We start from the raw sequence: 16,703 nt of genomic DNA on the forward strand, positions 1-16,703 counted from the left end.
CCCGACCCGGCCCCCGCCCCCGACCCGGCCCCCGCCCCCGGCCCGGCGCCCGCCCAGGCCCTCGACGGCAACCCCGACGGCACCCCCGAGGCCACCGGCCACGACAGCGCCACCGCGCTCCTCCTCACCGCCCTCGGCGACCACCCCGCCGTCCTCGAAGCCGCCGCCCGGCTGCGCGCGCCCGACCGGCTCGCCCGCCATCTCGAACACACCGCGGACGCGTTCCTGCGCTTCCAGGAGAGCTGCCACCCGCTGCCCCTCGGTGACGAGAAACCCTCGGCCGCCCACCGCTCCCGGCTCGCGCTCGCCGACGCCGCCGGGGCCGTGCTGGCCGGCGGCCTGTCCCTGCTCGGCATCGATGCCCCCGCGTACCTCTGAAGAGATCCAAGAGAGCCAAGAACATGAGCCGTTCCGCACACCCCGCAGGCCCCCGTCACGCGGATGTCCTCCCCGAGGGCCACTACACCGCGCCCGCCGCCGACCTCAACGTCCTCGACGAGAAGGTCTGGTCGCGAACCGTCCGCAGGAACGAGGACGGGGTGGCGACCGTCGCGGGGATCGAAGTGACCCGGCTCGCCGAGGAGTTCGGCACCCCCGCGTACTTCCTCGACGAGGCGGACTTCCGTGCCCGCTGCCGCGCCTGGGCCGACGCCTTCGGCAAGGACGCCGACGTGTTCTACGCGGGCAAGGCGTTCCTCTCCCGGGCCGTCGTCCGCTGGCTCGACGAAGAGGGCCTCAACCTCGATGTCTGCTCAGGCGGTGAACTCGCCACCGCGCTCGCGGCCGGCATGCCCGCCGAACGGATCGCCTTCCACGGCAACAACAAGTCCGTGCAGGAGATCGAGCGTGCCGTCTCCGTCGGCGTCGGCCGTATCGTCCTCGACTCCTTCCAGGAGATCGTGCAGGTCGCCCATGTCGCGCAGCGCCTCGGCAGGCGCCAGCCCGTCCAGATCCGGGTCACGGTCGGCGTCGAGGCGCATACGCACGAGTTCATCGCCACCGCGCACGAGGACCAGAAGTTCGGGGTCGCCCTCGCCGGCGGCCAGGCCGCCGAGGCCGTCAGGCGGGCCCTCAAGCTCGACGGGCTCGAACTGATCGGCATCCACTCCCACATCGGCTCGCAGATCTTCGACATGGCCGGCTTCGAGGTCTCCGCACGCCGCGTCGTCCAGCTGCTCGCCGAGGTACGCGACGAGCACGGCGTGGAGCTGCCCGAGATCGATCTCGGCGGCGGCCTCGGTATCGCGTACACCTCCGAGGACGATCCGCGCGAGCCGCACGACATCGCGAAGGCCCTCAACGACATCGTCACCCGTGAGTGTGAGTCCGCCGGGCTGCGCACCCCGCGGATCTCCGTCGAACCGGGGCGCGCGATCGTGGGTCCCACGGCCTTCACCCTGTACGAGGTCGGCACCATCAAGCCGCTCGAAGGGCTTCGTACGTATGTCAGTGTGGACGGTGGCATGTCCGACAACATCCGTACGGCCCTGTACGACGCCGAGTACAGCGTGGCGCTCGTCTCCCGCCGCTCCGACGCCGAGGCGATGCTGACGCGCGTCGTCGGCAAGCACTGCGAGAGCGGCGACATCGTCGTACGGGACGCGTTCCTGCCCGCCGACCTGGCGCCGGGTGACCTGATCGCCGTCCCCGCCACCGGCGCGTACTGCCGCTCGATGGCGAGCAATTACAACCACGCGCTCCGGCCGCCCGTCGTCGCCGTCAGGGACGGTGAGGCCCGGGTGATCGTCCGGCGTGAGAGGGAGGAAGATCTTCTGCGTCTCGATGTCGGTCACTGAAATACATGTCTCGCAATCTGGACGAGGCACAGAAACTCCCGTCCGGTGAGTGAGACTGGTTCGGATTCCTGCTTTAAACAGCTGTGATGGATGAAAGGCGTAGGTCGGATGATGCGTACGCGTCCGCTGAAGGTGGCGCTGCTGGGCTGTGGTGTGGTCGGCTCAGAGGTGGCGCGCATCATGACGACGCACGCCGACGACCTCGAAGCGCGGATCGGGGCCCCGGTCGAGCTGACCGGGGTGGCCGTCCGGCGCCCCTCCAAGGTGCGTGAGGGCATCGACCCCGCACTGATCACCACCGACGCGACCGCGCTGGTCAAGCGCGGCGACATAGATGTGGTGGTCGAGGTCATCGGCGGGATCGAGCCCGCCCGTACGCTCATCACCACCGCGTTCGAGCACGGCGCCTCCGTCGTCTCCGCCAACAAGGCGCTGCTGGCCGAGGACGGCGCGACGCTCTACGCGGCGGCCGAGCGCCACGGCCGGGACCTGTACTTCGAGGCGGCGGTCGCCGGGGCCATCCCGCTGATCAGGCCGCTGCGAGAGTCCCTCGCCGGGGACAAGGTGAACCGGGTCCTCGGCATCGTCAACGGCACCACCAACTTCATCCTCGACCGGATGGACACCGCCGGCTCCGGCTACTCCGAGGCGCTCGACGAGGCCACCGCCCTCGGCTACGCGGAAGCCGATCCGACCGCGGACGTCGAGGGCTTCGACGCCGCCGCCAAGGCCGCGATCCTCGCCGGGATCGCCTTCCACACCCGGGTACGCCTCGACGACGTGCACCGCGAGGGCATCACGGAGGTCACCTCCGCCGATCTCGCCTCGGCGAAACGGATGGGCTGCACCGTCAAACTCCTCGCCATCTGCGAGCGCGCCGCCGACGGCCGGTCCGTCACCGCGCGGGTCCACCCGGCGATGATCCCGCTCAGCCATCCGCTCGCCTCCGTGCGCGAGGCGTACAACGCGGTCTTCGTCGAGGCCGAGGCGGCCGGACAGCTGATGTTCTACGGCCCCGGCGCGGGCGGCTCCCCGACGGCCTCCGCCGTGCTCGGCGACCTCGTCGCCGTCTGCCGCAACAAGCTCAACGAGGCCACGGGCCCCGGCGAGTCGGCGTACACGCAACTGCCCGTGAGCCCTATGGGCGAGGTCGTGACGCGCTACCACATCAGTCTCGACGTGGCCGACAAACCGGGCGTACTCGCCCAGGTCGCAACGGTCTTCGCCGAGCATGGCGTATCGATCGACACCGTACGTCAGAAAGGCCGACAGGACGGCGGCGGCGAGGCCGCCCTCGTCGTCGTCACCCACCGCGCGCCAGACGCCGCCCTCTCCGGGACCGTCGAAGCGCTGCGCAAGCTCGACACCGTGCGCGGTGTCGCCAGCATCATGCGTGTTGAAGGGGAGTAAGGGACCCATGACCAGCATCGGCACCCGCCAGGGCACCCACCAGTGGCGCGGCATCATCGAGGAGTACCGGGACCGCCTCCCGGTGACGGAGAAGACGCAGGTCGTCACCCTTCGTGAGGGCGGTACGCCGCTCGTCCCCGCGCAGGTGCTGTCCGAGCGCACGGGGTGTGAGGTTCATCTCAAGGTCGAGGGCGCCAACCCCACCGGATCCTTCAAGGACCGTGGCATGACCATGGCCATCACCCGGGCCAAGGAGGAGGGCGCCCAGGCGGTCATCTGCGCCTCCACCGGCAACACCTCGGCCTCGGCCGCCGCCTACGCGGTACGCGCCGGAATGGTCTGCGCCGTGCTCGTGCCCCAGGGGAAGATCGCCCTGGGCAAGATGGGCCAGGCGCTGGTCCACGGCGCGCGCATCCTCCAGGTCGAGGGCAACTTCGACGACTGTCTGACGCTGGCGCGCTCGCTGTCGGACAACTTCCCGGTGGCGCTGGTCAATTCGGTCAATCCGGTCCGTATCGAGGGCCAGAAGACCGCCGCCTTCGAAATCGTGGACGCGCTGGGCGACGCCCCCGACATCCATGTGCTGCCCGTCGGGAACGCCGGCAACATCACGGCGTACTGGAAGGGATACACCCAGTACGCCGCCGACGGCCCCGCCGCGAACACCCCGCGAATGTGGGGTTACCAGGCGTCCGGCTCCGCGCCGATCGTGCGCGGCGAGATCGTCAAGGACCCGCACACCGTCGCCACCGCGATCCGGATCGGCAACCCCGCGTCCTGGCAGTACGCGCTGGCGGCCCGTGACGAGTCCGGCGGCTTCATCGACGAGGTGACGGACCGGCAGATCCTGGCCGCCTACCGGCTGTTGGCCTCCCAGGAGGGCGTCTTCGTCGAGCCCGCCTCGGCCGCCTCGGTCGCCGGTCTGCTCAAGGCCGCGGAGGAGGGCAAGGTCGATCCCGGCCAGCGCATCGTCTGCACCGTCACCGGAAACGGTCTCAAGGACCCGGACTGGGCGGTCGCGGGAGCACCCCAGCCGGTGACCGTGCCGGTGGACGCCGTCGCGGCCGCGCAGCGCCTGGGCCTGGCATAACGGACTGGCATAGGCGCCCGGCACGGTAACGGTCCGGGGAGCCGGCCCCGGCGTCGGCGCACAGGAGCCATGCGACACGCATCGTGCGCCTCCTGTGCGCCCTATGTCGCCATGGAACCTTCCTTCGATAGGCTGTACCCAACCCGCCCCGCCGCATATGCCGCGGTGTTGCCCCTGTGGCCCTCGGGTGTTCCGTATGTCCTCGAACGTCTCGCAGCCGCCTCTGTCTCGCAGCCGAATCCCGCAGTCCCGCAAGTCACCACCTCTGTAGTCCTGTCGTCCCGCAGTCACAAGGAGAGTCGTCAGAGCGATGGCCGGTCCCGCGTTCCGCGCCGCCGCCGTACGGGTGCGCACCCCCGCCACCAGCGCCAATCTCGGTCCGGGCTTCGACGCCTTCGGCCTGTCGCTGGGGCTCTACGACGACGTGGTCGTCCGCGTCGCCGACTCCGGCCTGCACGTCGACATCGCGGGTGAGGGCGCCGAGACGCTTCCCCGTGACGAAACTCATCTGCTCGTACGGTCCCTGCGTACGGCCTTCGAACTGCTCGGCGGGCAGCCGCGCGGCCTGGAGGTCGTCTGCGCCAACCGCATCCCGCACGGCCGCGGCCTGGGCTCCTCCTCCGCCGCGATCTGCGCCGGGATCGTGGCCGCCCGCGCGGTGACGATAGGCGGCGACGCCCGGCTCGACGACGCGGCACTGCTCGAACTGGCCACCGAGATCGAGGGCCATCCCGACAACGTCGCCGCCTGTCTGCTCGGCGGGTTCACGGTGGCCTGGATGGACGGCGGAGCGGCGCGCGCCATCAGGATGAAGCCCGCCGATTCCATCGTTCCGGTGGTTTTCGTGCCCAGCAGCCCGGTTCTCACCGAGACCGCGCGCGGCCTGCTGCCGCGCACCGTCCCCCATGTGGACGCGGCGGTCAACGCCGGTCGCGCGGCCCTGCTCGTCGAGGCGCTGACCAGGCGCCCCGAGCTTCTGCTGCCGGCCACCGAGGACCGGCTCCACCAGGATTACCGGACCCCGGCGATGCCGCAGAGCGTCGCGCTTGTCAACCGACTGCGCGCGGACGGCGTCCCAGCGGTTATCTCCGGCGCGGGCCCCACGGTCCTCGCGCTGGTCGAGGACGGTGCGGCCGACAAGGTCGCACGGCTGGCGGGCGAGGGGTGGGCGGCCAATCGGCTCTCCCTCGACGCCGCGGGGACGAGCGTTCTGCCGCTCGGCTCGTAGCCACAGGAGATTGCCGGTGAGTGAGAGGGGGAATGTTTGTTGGAGCCGGTAGTGTTAACCTCAAGTCTGCTACCGACGTCTTCGCGGCGCGGTGCTTCGTGTCCCGCTTCGGGACCACCCTTCTTCCGGGAGCCTCCCCAACTGCCTGAGCAGCCTGCCTGAGCAGTTTTGAGCACGCACCGGAACCGGCACGACACCCCCCGTTTTTCCCAGCGGTGGGCCGAGCAGGGGGACCTCGGGCCGGACCCATTGCACGTACGCACGTTTGCAGATCTCTCCGCCATACCCGGCGGGACCACCGCCCCGGCACGGTCCACAAGACAGGACCGCAGTCGGACAGCACAACCGGTCGCCGAGCCAGAAGGCCGACGTCCGCTCCAGGGAAGGACCCTTCGTGAGCGACACCACCGATCTGATGGGCGTGACTGCCGACAGCACTGTCGACACGACCGCGCCCGCCGAAGGTGCTGCCACTGGCACCACCGCACGGCGCCGCCGCTCCGGCACCGGCCTCGAGGGCATGGTCCTGGCCGAGCTGCAGCAGGTCGCGTCAGGCCTCGGCATCAGGGGCACCGCGCGGATGCGCAAGAGCCAGCTGATCGAGGTCATCAAGGAGGCGCAGGCCGGGGGCTCGTCCGCCGCCAAGAGCGCCGACTCGGGCAGCGCAGACGCCGAGACCAAGCCGAAGCGGCGCGCGACCTCCAAGGCCCGTACGGGCGAGGCCGCCGAGGAGAAGTCCGGCAAGGCAGAGAAGACCGTGGCCCAGCAGCAGATCGACATCCCCGGTCAGCCCGCCAGTGACGACCAGCCCACGGGCGAGCGCCGCCGTCGCAGGGCCACCGCGCAGGCGGGAAGCCCCGAGACCGCCACGGACGCCAGGGCCGAGGCCCCGGCCGACGTGAAGGTCGAGGCCCAGCCCGACGCCAAGGCCGAGGCGGCCGTCTCCGCGTCCGCCGGCGGCTCGGCGCAGGCCGAGACCGACGGCCGGCGCGGCGAGCGCCAGGACCGCGGCCAGCGCGGCGACCGTGACCGCGGCGAGCGCGGCGACCGTGACCGCGGCGAGCGCGGCGACCGCCGTGACCGCCAGCGCGACCGCCGGGGCAAGGGCGACGACCAGCAGGGCGGCCAGGGCGGTCAGCAGCAGGGCGGTGGCCGCCAGCAGCGCGACAACCGCGGCGGCGGCCAGGGCCAGAGCCAGGGCGGCGGCCAGAACACCGGCCCGCAGGACGACTTCGACGACGAGGCGGGCGGCCGTCGCGGCCGTCGCGGGCGCTACCGCGACCGCCGTGGCCGCCGTGGCCGCGACGAGTTCGGGCCCGGCGAGCCGCAGGTCGCCGACGACGATGTGCTGATCCCCGTCGCGGGCATCCTCGACATCCTCGACAACTACGCGTTCATCAGGACCTCCGGCTACCTGCCCGGTCCGAACGACGTGTACGTCTCGCTCGCCCAAGTCCGCAAGAACGGCCTGCGCAAGGGTGACCATGTCACCGGCGCGGTGCGCCAGCCCAAGGAAGGCGAGCGCCGCGAGAAGTTCAACGCGCTGGTCCGCCTCGACTCCGTCAACGGCATGGCACCCGAAACCGGCCGCGGCCGACCGGAGTTCCAGAAGCTGACGCCGCTCTACCCGCAGGACCGGCTCCGGCTGGAGACCGACCCGGGTGTGCTGACGACGCGGATCATCGACCTGGTCGCCCCCATCGGCAAGGGCCAGCGCGGTCTGATCGTGGCCCCGCCGAAGACCGGTAAGACCATGATCCTCCAGGCCATCGCCAACGCGATCACGGTCAACAGCCCCGAGTGCCATCTGATGGTCGTCCTCGTCGACGAGCGGCCCGAAGAGGTCACCGACATGCAGCGGTCGGTCAAGGGCGAGGTCATCTCCTCGACCTTCGACCGCCCGGCCGAGGACCACACCACCGTCGCCGAGCTGGCCATCGAGCGCGCCAAGCGTCTCGTCGAGCTGGGTCACGACGTGGTCGTCCTGCTGGACTCCATCACCCGTCTGGGCCGTGCGTACAACCTCGCGGCTCCCGCCTCCGGACGCATCCTGTCCGGTGGTGTCGACTCGACCGCGCTCTACCCGCCGAAGCGCTTCTTCGGCGCGGCGCGCAACATCGAGGACGGCGGTTCGCTGACCATCCTGGCCACCGCGCTGGTCGAGACCGGCTCGCGCATGGACGAGGTGATCTTCGAGGAGTTCAAGGGCACCGGCAACATGGAGCTCAAGCTCGACCGGAAGCTCTCCGACAAGCGCATCTTCCCGGCGGTGGACGTGGACGCGTCCAGCACCCGTAAGGAAGAGATCCTGCTCGGCAGCGACGAGCTCGCCGTCGTCTGGAAGCTGCGCCGGGTGCTGCACGCCCTCGACCAGCAGCAGGCGATCGAGCTGCTGCTGGACAAGATGAAGCAGACGAAGTCGAACGCGGAGTTCCTGCTCCAGATCCAAAAGACGACGCCGGGCCCCGGAAACGGAAACGGCAACGACTGACGGAAACCGACTGACCGGATCTGAACAGATCTGACCAGGTCAGATGGACACGGAAACCGCCCCCTCGCTCCGGCGAGGGGGCGGTTTCCGTGTCCGGGCCCCCGGCTTTCGCCCGTGACGGCCGCCCTGAGACCGCCGCCCGGAGACCTTCGCCACACCCCCTGGAGCGGCCCTGGCCCGCCCGTGGGCGGCTCCGTACGCCGAAGACGCGGGTGACCACGGCTGACGTCACCCGGCCGGCGCAGCACCCCGGCAGGCGCCGCAGCCCGTTCCACCGGGACGTGCACAGCATGCTGTGCAACCCTTCTTGGTGCTTCACTGTCTGTACAAGTGGCGACGAAACGTCCCACATCGCACGGCGGGAGGTAACGGAACCGGCACGACGGACAGAGGGAGACCATGACCGACCGGAGCGACAGCCGAATACGTGGCGGCGGCAAGCGCCGCAAGACCTCGGGCAAGCGCCGGCGCACGACCGCCATCGTGGCGTGGTCGGCGGCGGGGCTGGTCCTCCTCGGCGGATCCGGGCTCGGTTACGTCTACTACAAGCTCAACGGCAACCTCCTGGGCGTCGACATCAACGCCCAGCTCGGCCGTGATCGCCCGGCCAACGCCGACAACGGCTCCGAGGACATCCTCGTCCTCGGCTCGGACTCCCGGTCCGGCGCGAACGCCGAGTACGGCACGGACGGCGGCGGCGCCCGCTCCGACACCGCGATGATCGTCCACGTCTACAAGGGCCACAAGACGGCCAGCGTCGTCTCCATACCGCGGGACACCCTGATCGACCGCCCCGAGTGCACCGACTCCAAGGGCGCCGCCGTGCCCGGCGCGCCGATGGCCATGTTCAACACGGCGTACGAGGTCGGCGGCCCCGCCTGCGCCGTGAAGACCGTCGAGAAGATGTCCGGCATCCGCATGGACCACTACATCGAGGTCGACTTCACCGGCTTCAAGAAGCTCGTCGACCAGCTCGGCGGCGTGAAGATCACCACCACGCAGGCCATCGACGACCCCAAGAGCCATCTGAAGCTGGCGCCCGGCACCCACACCCTCGACGGTGAGCAGTCCCTCGGTCTCGTACGGACCCGCCACAGCGTCGGCGACGGCAGCGACCTGGGGCGCATAGAGCTCCAGCAGGCGTTCATCAAGGCGCTGATCGAGCAGGTCAAGAGCATCGGCGTGTTCAGCAACCCGAAGAAGCTCTACGACCTCGCCGACACCGCCACCCGCGCGATCACCCCCGACACCCAGCTCGACTCGGTCGACGAACTGATCGGATTCGCCGACGGGCTCAAGGACCTCGGGGCCAAGGACGTCAAGATGATCACGCTCCCGGTCCAGTACGACCCCGCCGACCCGAACCGCGTACTGCCCCTCCAGGCCCCCTCCCGGCAGGTCTGGACGGCGCTCAGGCAGGACAAGCCCATCCCCGCATCCGCGACCAAGGACTCCGCGGGCGACCAGGGCGACGCGAACGGTGTGGTCAAGAGCGGCTGACCGGCCCCGCGCCACCCGGTCGGCACCGGCTTTCCACAGGTGTGCGGCGGAATCCGGAATACTTTCCGCCGCACCCCGGTTTTGGGAGATACGGCCGGTCCTGGCAGACTGGTACGTCGGTCCCGGTTCACGCACGCGCACTCCGCACGTGCGACCCGGCGCCCTCCCCGCCTCCGCGCGGGGATGTTCCCTAGGAGAACCCCTTGAAGCGCGACATCCACCCCGCGTACGTCGAGACCCAGGTCAGCTGCACCTGCGGTGCGTCGTTCACCACCCGGAGCACCATCGAGTCCGGCACCATCCGTGCCGACCTCTGCTCCGAGTGCCACCCGTTCTACACGGGCAAGCAGAAGATCCTCGACACCGGTGGCCGCGTGGCCCGCTTCGAGGCCCGCTTCGGCAAGGGCGCCGCCTCCGCCAAGAAGTAGCGAGCACCCCGCGCCGGTCCTCGGCGCCCCGCATCCGGGGCGCCGAGACCGGCGCTTTGGCGTCCCGAAGCACCTTACGTACGAAACCAGGAGCCCCCGATGTTCGAGGCGGTCGAGGAACTGATCGGCGAGCACGCCGATCTGGAGAAGAAGCTCGCCGACCCGTCGGTCCACGCGGACCAGGGACACGCGCGCAAGCTCAACAAGCGTTATGCCGAGCTCACCCCGATCATCGGCACCTACCGCTCCTGGAAGCAGACCGGCGAGGACATCGTGACCGCCCGCGAGTTCGCGGCCGACGATCCCGATTTCGCCGCCGAGGTCAAGGAACTGGAGAAGCAGCGCGAAGAGCTGACCGAGAAGCTCCGCCTGCTGCTCGTACCGCGCGACCCCAGCGACGACAAGGACGTCATCCTTGAGGTCAAGGCCGGCGCGGGCGGCGACGAATCCGCGCTCTTCGCCGGCGACCTGCTGCGCATGTACCTGCGGTACGCGGAGCGCGTCGGCTGGAAGACCGAGATCATCGACGCCACCGAATCCGAGCTGGGCGGCTACAAGGACGTCCAGGTCGCGGTGAAGACCAAGGGCGGCAACGGCGCCACCGAGCCGGGACAGGGCGTCTGGGCGCGGCTGAAGTACGAGGGCGGGGTGCACCGCGTCCAGCGCGTGCCGTCCACCGAGTCGCAGGGCCGTATCCACACCTCCGCCGCCGGTGTGCTCGTCACGCCCGAGGCCGAGGAGGTCGACGTCGAGATCCACGCGAACGATCTGCGGATCGACGTCTACCGCTCCTCGGGACCCGGCGGCCAGTCCGTCAACACCACCGACTCCGCCGTACGCATCACCCATCTGCCGACCGGAGTCGTCGCCTCCTGCCAGAACGAGAAGAGCCAGCTCCAGAACAAGGAGCAGGCACTGCGTATCCTTCGCTCGCGGCTTCTCGCGGCCGCGCAGGAGGAGGCGGAGAAGAACGCGGCGGACGCCCGGCGCAGCCAGGTGCGGACGGTCGACAGGTCCGAGAAGATCCGGACGTACAACTTCCCGGAAAACCGGATCTCCGACCACCGCGTCGGGTTCAAGGCGTACAACTTGGACCAGGTGCTCGACGGAGACCTGGACGCGGTCATCCAGGCCTGTGTCGACGCCGACTCCGCAGCGAAGCTCGCCGCCGCCCAGTAACCACTCTCGCAGTCCGGAGGAACCAGCGTGCAGCCACTTCCCGGTGGGCACAGCGACCCTCAGCGGCTCCGTCGCGGGCCCGCCGGCCGCGGCAGCCTGCTGCTCGCCGAGGTGGCGCAGGCCACCCAGCGGCTGGCGGACGCGGGCGTCCCCTCGCCGCGCTTCGACGCGGAGGAACTCGCCGCGTATGTGCACGGCGTCAAGCGGGGAGAGCTGCACCACGTCAAGGACCCGGACTTCGACGCGCGCTACTGGGAGGCCGTGGCCCGCCGTGAGGCCCGCGAGCCCCTCCAGCACATCACCGGACGCGCCTTCTTCCGCTATCTGGAACTCCAGGTGGGCCCCGGCGTGTTCGTGCCGCGCCCGGAGACCGAGTCGGTCGTCGGCTGGGCGATAGACGCCGTACGCGCCATGGATGTCGTCGAGCCGCTGATCGTCGACCTCTGCTCGGGCTCCGGCGCGATCGCGCTCGCCATGGCGCAGGAGGTGCCGCGCTCGCGCGTACACGCCGTGGAACTGTCCGAACAGGCCCTCACCTGGACGCGCAAGAACGCGGAGGGGTCCAGGGTCACCGTCCACCGGGGAGACGCTCTGAGCGCCCTTCCCGAGTTCGACGGCCAGGTCGACCTGGTCATCTCCAACCCGCCGTACATCCCGCTGACCGAGTGGGAGTACGTCGCCCCCGAGGCCCGTGACCACGATCCGGAGATGGCCCTCTTCTCCGGCGAGGACGGCCTCGACACGATCCGCGGCATCGAACGCACCGCGCACCGGCTGCTGCGGCCCGGCGGTCTGGTCGTCGTCGAACACGCGGACACCCAGGGCGGTCAGGTGCCGTGGATCTTCAGCGAGGAATCCGGCTGGGCGGACGCCGCCGACCACCCCGATCTGAACAAGCGACCGCGCTTCGCGACAGCCCGTAAGGCCATGCCGTGACAGCGCCGGCCACACCGGGCGCCGCACGGGCGGCCGTCCCGGCAGCGAACCGGGCATCACACCGCCGGGCATCACACCAGCGGGCATCACACCACCGGGCATCACACCAGAGGAGGGCCGGCTAAATGGCACGGCGATACGACTGCAACGACGCGACCGACCGTACGACGGGTCTGCGCGAGGCCGCGTCGGCCGTCCGCCGTGGTGAACTGGTCGTGCTGCCCACCGACACCGTCTACGGGATCGGCGCGGACGCCTTCAGCTCCGAGGCCGTCATCGATCTGCTGGAGGCCAAGGGACGCGGCCGCAATATGCCCACCCCTGTCCTGATCGGCTCCCCCAACACCCTGCACGGCCTCGTCACCGACTTCTCCGAGCAGGCCTGGGAACTGGTCGACGCGTTCTGGCCCGGCGCCCTCACCCTCGTCGCCAAGCACCAGCCGTCCCTCCAGTGGGACCTCGGGGACACCCGCGGCACCGTCGCCATCCGGATGCCGCTCCACCCCGTCGCCATCGAACTGCTCACCGAGGTCGGCCCGATGGCCGTCTCCAGCGCCAATCTCACGGGACACCCGGCTCCCGAGGACTGCGACGCCGCACAGGAGATGCTCGGCGACGCCGTCTCCGTCTATCTCGACGGCGGCCCGACGCCCGGCAACGTCCCCTCCTCGATCGTCGACGTCACCGGCAAGGTCCCGGTGCTGCTGCGGGCCGGCGCCCTCGACGCGGAGGAGCTCCGCAAGGTGGTACCCGACCTTGAGGTGGCCAATTGACCGCCCCTGAGGGGCGTGGCATAGCGGAGACCGCATTCACCGGCAACACCTTCCGCATCCTCCACGTCAGCACCGGCAACGTCTGCCGCTCGCCCATCACCGAGCGGCTGAACAGGCATGCCCTGACCGTCCGCCTCGGCGAGCGGCTCACCGGCGGCCTGATCGTGGAGAGCGCGGGCACCTGGGGGCACGAGGGCGCCGCCATGGAGGCCAACGCCGAAGCCGTACTGGCCGACTTCGGCGCGGACGCCTCCGGTTTCGTCGGCCGCGAACTGCTCGACGAACACGTCATCCGCGCCGACCTGGTCCTCACCGCCACCCGCGACCACCGCGCCCAGGTGATCTCCATGGGGCACTCCGCGGGGCTGCGCACCTTCACGCTCAAGGAGTTCACCCGGCTGGTGCGCGCCATAGACCCGGCGACGCTGCCCGACCCCCTCGACGAGGGGGTCGTCGAGCGCGCCCGCGCGCTGGTCCGCGCGGCGGCGGCGCTGCGCGGCTGGCTGCTGGCGCCCACGGCGGAGGCGGACGAGGTCTACGACCCGTACGGCGCGCCCATCACGTTCTTCCGCTCGATCGGCGAGGAGATCCACCAGGCACTGGACCCGGTCGTGACGGCACTGACGGGAGTCCCGGCGAGGCCCAGCTCTCTTTGAGGGCCCGGTTCGCCTCCGGGCCTGGGCCGGGGTGCACAAGACAGCCGTGAGCGCCTACGTTCACGCACCGTTGCGCGGGCGCCTTTTTTGAGGGCTCGGTTCGCCTCCGGGCGCTTTATGCCACTGTCGACGGTCGACCGTGCTCGATTCCCTCGTGCCTCGGGAACCTCCGCGCGCTCTCCCTTTCGACAGCGGCGCGCCCTTCGGCTCACTCGCCGGCGGTCGTGCGTACCCGGAACGTATGGGCACCCGGGACACCCGGGGCACCCCGCGTCCCCCGTCCGTGGGTACCCGGAACGGATCGGCGCCCAGGGAAACCCGCATCCGCGTCCTTGGGTACCAGGAATGTATGGGCACCCGGGGCACCCGCGTCGCCTGTCGCGCATCAGGGGGCCCACCCGCCTACATTGGAAGGCACGCACCCCCTCCGAGGTCCGGAGTCCGCCATGTCCGTCGTCACCGCACCCCACACGACCGCGCCGGACGTCCTGCGGCGGCAGGACCCCGAGATGGCCGAGGTGATCCTCGGGGAGGCACGACGGCAGGCGGACAGTCTTCAGCTCATCGCCGCGGAGAACTTCACCTCACCCGCCGTCCTCGCCGCACTCGGCTCCCCGCTCGCCAACAAGTACGCCGAGGGCTATCCCGGCGCCCGCCACCACGGCGGCTGTGAGCTGGTCGACGCCGCCGAGCGGATCGCCGTCGCGCGGGCGAAGGCGCTCTTCGGGGCCGAGCACGCCAACGTACAGCCGCACTCCGGCTCCTCCGCCGTCCTCGCCACGTACGCCGCCCTGCTGCGGCCGGGAGACACCGTGCTGGCCATGGGACTGGCGTACGGCGGCCATCTCACCCATGGCGCGCCCGTGAACTTCTCCGGACGGTGGTTCGACTTCGTCGGGTACGGGGTCGACGCGGAGAGCGGGATCATCGACTACGCGCAGGTGCACCAGCTGGCGCGGACGCACCGGCCCAAGGCCATCGTCTGCGGGTCGATCTCCTATCCCCGCCATATCGACTACGCCACGTTCCGTGAGATCGCCGACGACGTCGGCGCGTATCTGATCGCGGACGCCGCCCATCCGATCGGGCTGGTCGCCGGGGGAGCGGCGCCCAATCCCGTGCCGTACGCCGATGTCGTGTGCGCGACGACGCACAAGGTGCTGCGCGGGCCGCGCGGCGGGATGATCCTGTGCGGTGAGGAGTACGCGGACCGCGTCGACCGGGCGGTGTTCCCGTTCACGCAGGGCGGCGCGCAGATGCACACCATCGCCGCCAAGGGGGTCGCCTTCGGGGAGGCGTCGGCGCCCGCGTTCACGGCGTACGCGCACCGGGTCGTCGCCAACGCCCGTGCGCTGGCCGAGGCGTTGGCCACGGAGGGTCTCCTCATCACTACGGGTGGTACCGACACACATCTGATCACCGCCGATCCGTCGCCCCTGGGAGTGGACGGCAGAGCGGCCCGCGGCCGGCTGGCCGCCGCCGGTGTGGTGCTGGACACCTGCGCGCTGCCCCACGCGGACGGACGCGGCCTCCGGCTGGGCACCGCCGCGGTGACCACTCAGGGCATGGGAGAGGCGGAAATGCGCCGGATCGCGGCCCTCTTCGCCGCGGCGCTGGGTGAGGATGTTGCGAAGACGCGGGGGATCCGCGGTGAAGTGCGGAGTCTGACCGGGCGTTTTCCGCCGTATGGAACCCTTTCCTGAATGAAACATCCGGGGGCGGGAAGCCGTGCAACCATCTCGTCCACTGCGTTGTCCTCGCTCATAAGGCGACTCGGTTTCCATCGGTGGATCCGGAGCGGGCTAGTGTGTGGGGCTGAGATGGCCAGCGATTCCTGTGGGGCAGCCCGTGCGTGATTACCTGCTGACGCTCTGTGTGACGGCTGCGGTGACCTATCTGCTGACCGGCCCGGTGCGGAAGTTCGCCATCGCGACCGGAGCGATGCCGGAGATCCGCGCCCGCGACGTGCACCGCGAACCGACGCCGAGGCTCGGCGGCATCGCCATGTTCTTCGGCCTGTGCGCCGGACTGCTCGTCGCCGACAACCTGCAGAACCTCAACGGCGTCTTCGAACTCTCCAACGAACCGCGCGCGCTGCTCTCCGGCGCCGCGCTGATCTGGCTGATCGGTGTCCTCGACGACAAGTTCGAGATCGACGCCCTGATCAAGCTGGGCGCCCAGATGATCGCCGCGGGTGTGATGGTCATGCAGGGTCTGACGATCCTGTGGATCCCGGTGCCCGGAATCGGCATGGTCTCGCTGACCTCCTGGCAGGGCACGCTGCTCACCGTCGCGCTGGTGGTGATCACCATCAACGCGGTCAACTTCGTGGACGGTCTCGACGGGCTCGCGGCCGGCATGGTCTGCATCGCCGCCACCGCCTTCTTCCTGTACACCTACCGGCTCTGGTACGGGTACGGGATCGAGGCCGCCGCCCCCGCCACCCTCTTCGCCGTCATCCTGATGGGCATGTGCGTGGGCTTCCTGCCGCACAACATGCATCCGGCGCGCATCTTCATGGGCGATTCCGGATCGATGCTGATCGGTCTGGTGCTCTCGGCGGGCGCGATCTCCGTGACGGGCCAGGTCGATCTGGACGTCCTGAAGGTCTTCGAGGGGTCGGGGCGCGCGGCCACGCACGCGGCCCTGCCGGTCTTCATCCCGCTGCTGCTGCCGCTGACGATCATCGCGATCCCGTTCGCGGACCTGGTGCTGGCCGTCGTACGCCGTGCCTGGAACGGCCAGTCGCCGTTCGCCGCCGACCGGGGCCATCTCCACCACCGGCTGCTGGAGATCGGCCACTCGCACAGCAGGTCCGTCCTGATCATGTACTTCTGGTCGGCGCTGATCGCCTTCGGAGTGGTCCTGTACTCGGTGCACTCGGCGTCGATGTGGATCCTGCCGGTCGTCGTCGTCCTGAGCGCCGTGGGCCTGGTGCTTCTGCTGCTGCCGCGGTTCACGCCGCGGGCCCCGCTCTGGGCGCAGGCCTTCGTACCGCCGCGCTATCGCCGCCGCAAGCGGGCGGCGGCCGGGCCGGACGGATCGCACGAGGAGATCGTTCCCGAGCCGGTGGGAGCGCAGGGGATGGCGGCGGAGCGTACGCCTGTTCCCGCCGGCGTCAACGGGGCGACCGCCCTCGGCGCTCGTTCGCGTTTTTCCGACAGAAGTAAGGCCGATTCCAGTCGCTGAGCCTGGTGCCATTACACTCGCCGGGGC

At 70.3% G+C, this 16,703-nt stretch carries 14 protein-coding genes; all 14 read left to right on the top strand.

The genetic code is table 11. The annotated features are described in order from the left end of the window. Window positions 1–378, top strand: a 378-nt coding sequence (locus tag CU044_RS26540; RefSeq protein WP_275670226.1) for a DALR anticodon-binding domain-containing protein, incomplete at its 5' end; no start/stop codon positions are given. Window positions 379–401: 23 nt separating this feature from the next. Then, entirely contained in the window at window positions 402–1,796 is a 1,395-nt protein-coding gene (gene lysA, locus CU044_RS26545) for a diaminopimelate decarboxylase (protein WP_129771281.1), read from the top strand. Between the two features lie 108 nt (window positions 1,797–1,904). Continuing rightward, on the top strand, window positions 1,905–3,206 hold the full coding sequence (locus tag CU044_RS26550) for a homoserine dehydrogenase (protein ID WP_193564080.1): 1,302 nt from the start codon (window positions 1,905–1,907) through the stop codon (window positions 3,204–3,206). 7 nt (window positions 3,207–3,213) lie between these two features. Beyond that, a complete protein-coding gene (gene thrC, locus CU044_RS26555) occupies window positions 3,214–4,296 on the top strand; it encodes a threonine synthase (RefSeq protein WP_129771282.1) in 1,083 nt (360 codons plus the stop codon). 310 nt (window positions 4,297–4,606) lie between these two features. Beyond that, complete coding sequence (gene thrB / locus CU044_RS26560; protein ID WP_129771283.1) at window positions 4,607–5,524, top strand: homoserine kinase; 918 nt, start codon at window positions 4,607–4,609, stop codon at window positions 5,522–5,524. A 394-nt stretch (window positions 5,525–5,918) separates the two neighbouring features. Further along, entirely contained in the window at window positions 5,919–8,015 is a 2,097-nt protein-coding gene (gene rho / locus CU044_RS26565; protein WP_129771284.1) for a transcription termination factor Rho, read from the top strand. A 399-nt stretch (window positions 8,016–8,414) separates the two neighbouring features. Continuing rightward, a complete protein-coding gene (locus CU044_RS26570; RefSeq protein ID WP_129771285.1) occupies window positions 8,415–9,515 on the top strand; it encodes an LCP family protein in 1,101 nt (366 codons plus the stop codon). Window positions 9,516–9,718: 203 nt separating this feature from the next. Further along, complete coding sequence (gene rpmE / locus CU044_RS26575) at window positions 9,719–9,943, top strand: 50S ribosomal protein L31 (RefSeq protein WP_129771286.1); 225 nt, start codon at window positions 9,719–9,721, stop codon at window positions 9,941–9,943. A 99-nt stretch (window positions 9,944–10,042) separates the two neighbouring features. Further along, entirely contained in the window at window positions 10,043–11,122 is a 1,080-nt protein-coding gene (prfA, locus tag CU044_RS26580) for a peptide chain release factor 1 (protein WP_129771287.1), read from the top strand. Between the two features lie 96 nt (window positions 11,123–11,218). Next, window positions 11,219–12,058 carry a peptide chain release factor N(5)-glutamine methyltransferase gene (gene prmC, locus CU044_RS26585; RefSeq protein WP_193564082.1) on the top strand — a complete coding sequence of 280 codons (840 nt, stop codon included), beginning with the start codon at window positions 11,219–11,221 and terminating at the stop codon, window positions 12,056–12,058. Window positions 12,059–12,183: 125 nt separating this feature from the next. Further along, the gene (locus CU044_RS26590) at window positions 12,184–12,831 is read left to right on the top strand and encodes an L-threonylcarbamoyladenylate synthase (RefSeq protein ID WP_129771288.1); all 648 of its coding nucleotides are present in this window, start codon (window positions 12,184–12,186) and stop codon (window positions 12,829–12,831) included. Continuing rightward, window positions 12,828–13,487: a protein-tyrosine-phosphatase gene (locus CU044_RS26595; protein WP_129771289.1), complete on the top strand. Its 660-nt coding sequence runs from the start codon at window positions 12,828–12,830 to the stop codon at window positions 13,485–13,487. The genes CU044_RS26590 and CU044_RS26595 overlap by 4 nt, the downstream gene beginning before the upstream one ends. A 446-nt stretch (window positions 13,488–13,933) precedes the next feature. Further along, window positions 13,934–15,190, top strand: coding sequence for a serine hydroxymethyltransferase (gene glyA / locus CU044_RS26600; protein WP_129771290.1), 1,257 nt, complete (start codon window positions 13,934–13,936; stop codon window positions 15,188–15,190). A gap of 145 nt (window positions 15,191–15,335) precedes the next feature. Then, a complete protein-coding gene (locus CU044_RS26605) occupies window positions 15,336–16,676 on the top strand; it encodes an MraY family glycosyltransferase (RefSeq protein ID WP_129771291.1) in 1,341 nt (446 codons plus the stop codon). Window positions 16,677–16,703 lie beyond the last annotated feature (27 nt).

The organism is Streptomyces sp. L-9-10, from assembly GCF_004151105.1.
Classification (GTDB): Bacteria; Actinomycetota; Actinomycetes; order Streptomycetales; family Streptomycetaceae; genus Streptomyces.